This is a genomic window from Thiocystis minor, assembly GCF_016653465.1.
Lineage (GTDB): Bacteria > Pseudomonadota > Gammaproteobacteria > Chromatiales > Chromatiaceae > Chromatium > Chromatium minus.
The window spans coordinates 1-3,537 of sequence record NZ_NHSQ01000064.1 but is presented as its reverse complement, the minus strand read 5'-3'; the positions used below and the strand labels follow the sequence as shown (position 1 = coordinate 3,537).

Genomic DNA, 3,537 nt, shown 5'->3' with positions numbered 1-3,537 from the left:
GTCCGCCAGGAGCGCCTCCGGGGGCTGATCGAGGCCGGTGAGCGCGGCGGGATAGGGCAGAAACACCTGGCCCTTGACCGTGATCGGGAGTGCGGGGAGCGCGATGCGGCCCTCGGCGATCGCGGCGAAGAGTTGCATCAGCGCCGGCCCGGCGGGGGCGTGTTGGTGCAACCAGGCGCGCGCGGTCTCGGAAGCGGGTGCCGGGGTAGCGACCGGGGTAGCGACGGACCTAAATTCGGTCGACGCGGTGACGTTCGCGGCGGCGATCACGGGTTCCAGGCTCCCCAGACTTGACTTCGGCACGGGCTTGACGTGGACGGCGGGGTCTGGCGTCCCCGTCGCGGCGGTCGCGCCACGGTGTGCCGTCGCGGTCGCGTGCGTCTCCGATCGGTCCTCGGTTGACGCGCTGTGCTGGTCCTCCGTGTCCGCCTCCAGCGTGGGATCGCCCGGACGCACGACCAGCGGCACGGGGGCGGGAATCACCCCGGAGAACAGCAATTCCGGCGCGGACAGGCGCAGAAACGAGAGTTCCAGGGGGCGCTCGCGATGCGCCGATAAGCAGGCGGGCGCGAGCCGCCAGTAGCGCACCGGATGTTCCGGGCGATGCTGCGGACCGGGCACCGCCAACTGGCGATCGATGAGGATCTCCGCCAGGGTGTCGGGATCGCGGGGAATGCCCGGCACGCCCAACTCGGCGAGCCGTTGCACGACGGTCGGCGCGCAGTCCGACCAGACCAGATGCAGGCCGCCGGGATGAAAGGTCCAGACCTGCGCCCCCGGCACGTTGACCGTCCAGGTGCCCTCGCGCAGCAGCGCGCGCATGGTCTCGATCAGATAGCGTTCGATCGGCACGCCGAGCGAGAGCGCCTCGGGATCGAGGTGATTCTCGCGCAAATCCTGCGCCACGCTGGCGCGGTCGGCGTCGTGCATCAAGTGATAGAGCAGCGATTGCGTGTCGCTCCCCGCCAGCACCCGGCCCAGGGTGTGCCAGATCAGCGGATCGGGGTCCATCAACCAGTTACGCACGGCGGGCGTGAGCAGTTGGTGGAACACCGAGGCGGTAAAAATTTCGTGCCCGTGGTGGAGGCGTTGGGCATTCCAGCGCAGGAAGTAATGGTTGATGTTCAGCCGCCGCGCCCAGTCGACAATCGTGTCGTCGACCGGTTGCCAGCGGCTGGTGCCGGCGCGGTCGAACACCGAGACATCGACCACCGGCTTGCCGACATCGTGCAGCAGTCCGGCGACGAAGGCGGCCAGATGCCAGCGCGGTTCCAGGACACGGCGCTCTTCGGGCCGCCGATCCAGCGCGAACAGCTTGCCCCGGCTGGCGCGCGCGGCCAGGGCAGCGACTTCCAGGCCGTGGCGCAACAGCCCGCCCGCCCCGCGATGGTGGTGCGTTTCCGAGGCGGGCAACAGATGGACAAAGGCGGCGTAGCGTTCCAGCAGCGGCGGCACGAGGGCCGCGTAGTCCGCGTCGGTGATGGCCAGCGCATTCTGGAACGTCGTGATCAGATCCTGTTGGGTCTCCAGGATCTGCGCCGAGGTGGCCACCGGCAGCCCCTTGAGGAACGGCGGGTAGCGCGGAATCTCAGGGTCGCGTTCAACGGCGTCGTTGGTGGAAGATGGCGCGCGTGCGACCGGCGCGCGCGCGTCGGTTCCCCGTAAGACGGACCAGGCGATCTGGCAGCGAGCAAGGAATCCGCGCATGGAGGCAAGGGCGCGCGAGCGCGGCGAAGGAAGAAACGCCGATTGAACCATCCTGGCGTGCGGGCCGCGGCGAGGAACGGTGAAGGCGTCGCGAACCGTTCTGCGCGATTCCCGGCACGCGACCGATTCACCGATGCGCGCGGATCTTGACCGCGGCACGCGCTAGGCTCCGGGCTGGTCTTTTTTCAGGAGCGTCGTGTGATCGCCAAGCCCTGTGTTGTCTGGATTCCGCTGTCTCTCGTCGGCGTGCTGGTCGGCGGTTGCGCGTCGCCTCCCGCGCCGCCGCCGGCCCTCCTGGAGCAACGGATGCCCTTTCCGCAGTACGTCACGCATCGCGTCCCGGAAAGCCGGGGCGGTGCCGCCTGGCGGGGCGGCGAACGCGAACCGGCGCTGGCGCTCGACGGTCAGTCGTGCGGCCTTGCCCTGGACGGGCGCGTGCGCTGCTGGCGCCTCCCGCCCGTCGCGCCAACACCGCTGGCGGCGGTGTCGGAAGCGCCGCCCCAGGGACCGTTGGACGCCAAGGCCGTGTCTCCAGCGGTCACTGGCCCGATGGCGCAACACTGATGCCGCAGGGAGACCGATCCTCGCGCCCCGGCAAGACGCTGGACGAGGTGGGCGTACAACTGGGCGTGACCCGCGAACGGGTGCGCCAAATCGAACTGCAGGCGCTCAAAAAGTGCCGTCAATGGTGCGACGAACAGGGATGGACGCTCGACGACCTCATGCGCGAGGCCGCCGTGCGGATGTCGCGTCAGGACGGCGGCGCGCAAACGCGCGCGGGGATCGATCGCGCCGAGTGAATCGGCTCGCCAGGGCGCGGCCGCCGCCCGAGCAAATCGTCCAGGTGTGCCTCCAGGCGATCGACGAACACCCTCGACGCGGCGTCGATGTTCGTTTGCGGCGCACCGACATCCAGACCGGAGACGCGCGACGGAGGCGCCTCGCGACGGGCATCGTCATGTTGCGCCACCAGACGGTTGGTCGCGATGTCGGGCAGCGCCAACGCGCGCGTGTTGTCGTGACGCCGCGCGTCTGCATCGACGTTTTCGCGAGAAACCCCGTCGTCGCGACGGAGCGGGAGAGTTGCCTTGCCTGAACGGCCAGTCCTACTCCCGCGATCCTCCTGGGTTGCTCCCCTGGGTTGAGAAAACCGCTGGCGTCTGCGCGCCAAATGCCCCTGTGGGGTGTCCCACGTCGGAGACGCCTCATTCGGGCGCGAGCAGCGATCTCAGGCCGATTCCTGCACGGACGTCTGCGCCGCCAACCGTTCCAGAGCGTCCAGCGCCTGCTGCTTGCGTTGCGCAAAGCGTTGGCGCTCGGCAGCGGCGTCCAGCGCGGCGGGCGTGGCCGTCGCAGCAGCGGGCGCGCTCTGCCCCGTGATGGCCTCGCGCAACGCGCGCATCCGCTGGCGGGTGACGGCATCGGCCTCCAGCGGCAGGGCGATGACCGTGTTGCGGTCGGTCAGCGCGCCAGCCAGCATGGCGGGAAGGCCCTCGGCACGCGGCGCGGGCAGATGCGCGCGCACCTGCTTTGCCGTCAGCCGTCCCGACCGCACCGCGTCCTGCGCGGCCACGGTGCGCCGTTGCGCGTCCCAGCCCAAAGACAATTGCCACCTCGGCGTCTGCCCGCTGGCCCGGCCTTCGCTCACCAGACGCCCATAGGCGGCTTTGAACGCCATCCGCGCGCCCACCGTGTCGCCGCTATTCCACACCGGCGCGGACGCGCTGACGGCGGCCAGGATTTCGTCGGTGACGCACACCGTCGCGGCTTCGTCAAACGTGTCCAGGGCCAGCGCCCAGGCTTCGTCGGCTTCCGGGCGCTGTTCAGTGC

General features: G+C 69.9%; 5 protein-coding genes. 3 read left to right on the top strand and 2 right to left on the bottom strand.

The annotated features are described in order from the left end of the window. Positions 1-1,707, bottom strand: a 1,707-nt coding sequence (mobH, locus tag CCR95_RS07460; protein WP_201093210.1) for a MobH family relaxase, incomplete at its 3' end; no start/stop codon positions are given. A 198-nt stretch (positions 1,708-1,905) separates the two neighbouring features. Between mobH and CCR95_RS07455 the strand changes: the two genes are divergently transcribed. From CCR95_RS07455 to CCR95_RS07445, 3 genes are read left to right on the top strand one after another with little or no spacing between them, the layout of a single operon-like run. Beyond that, a complete protein-coding gene (locus tag CCR95_RS07455) occupies positions 1,906-2,271 on the top strand; it encodes a hypothetical protein (RefSeq protein WP_201093208.1) in 366 nt (121 codons plus the stop codon). Then, the gene (locus CCR95_RS07450; protein ID WP_201093207.1) at positions 2,271-2,507 is read left to right on the top strand and encodes a sigma factor-like helix-turn-helix DNA-binding protein; all 237 of its coding nucleotides are present in this window, start codon (positions 2,271-2,273) and stop codon (positions 2,505-2,507) included. The genes CCR95_RS07455 and CCR95_RS07450 overlap by 1 nt, the downstream gene beginning before the upstream one ends. Continuing rightward, entirely contained in the window at positions 2,504-2,803 is a 300-nt protein-coding gene (locus CCR95_RS07445) for a hypothetical protein (RefSeq protein WP_201093205.1), read from the top strand. Before CCR95_RS07450 ends, CCR95_RS07445 begins: the two co-directional genes overlap by 4 nt. A gap of 132 nt (positions 2,804-2,935) precedes the next feature. Here the strand turns inward: CCR95_RS07445 and CCR95_RS07440 are convergent. Then, positions 2,936-3,537: hypothetical protein (locus CCR95_RS07440; protein WP_201093202.1), on the bottom strand; the 602-nt coding region annotated here is incomplete at its 5' end.